This window comes from Mesorhizobium sp. M7A.F.Ca.MR.362.00.0.0, assembly GCF_004023175.1.
GTDB lineage: Bacteria > Pseudomonadota > Alphaproteobacteria > Rhizobiales > Rhizobiaceae > Mesorhizobium.
The window spans coordinates 1-381 of the sequence record NZ_RZTF01000940.1; the positions used below are offsets into that span (position 1 = coordinate 1).

1 protein-coding gene is annotated in these 381 nt (G+C 66.7%); it reads right to left on the reverse strand.

Annotated features, from left to right (window positions below; translation table 11 throughout):
• Positions 1–381 (reverse strand): nitrilase-related carbon-nitrogen hydrolase (locus EOC06_RS38610; protein ID WP_281062151.1); only part of this gene is annotated, 381 nt, incomplete at both ends.

The following is a 381-nucleotide window of genomic DNA, read 5'->3' on the forward strand; positions in this document are numbered from 1 at the left end:
CGGTAGGGAAGGTTCTGTCCACGTTGCGGCGGACCAGAGCCAAAAACCTCCCACGGCAATGACAGCTGCCGGCCAGTATCGCGATGTCATCATAGCGATACTGGCCGCAGTTGCGGCAAGGCCCCACCATCCCCATCCCGAAAAGAGCACGCCCGCCGCCGTCATAGGGTGCGCCCAGCCGGTGATGCCGAAGGGCGGCAGCCCCATCAGCACCGCCGCCGCCAGATACCGCACCGCCCTTCCCTTCCCCGGATGCTTTGTCCAGAGCGCCGCATGCACGGTGACGAAGCAGGCCGAAGCCATCACCCACAGCAGGAGGCCAGGCCAGAGATCGGCGGCATAGAAGATCGCGACACCCTGCGGCAGGCCGCGTGAGGCGGC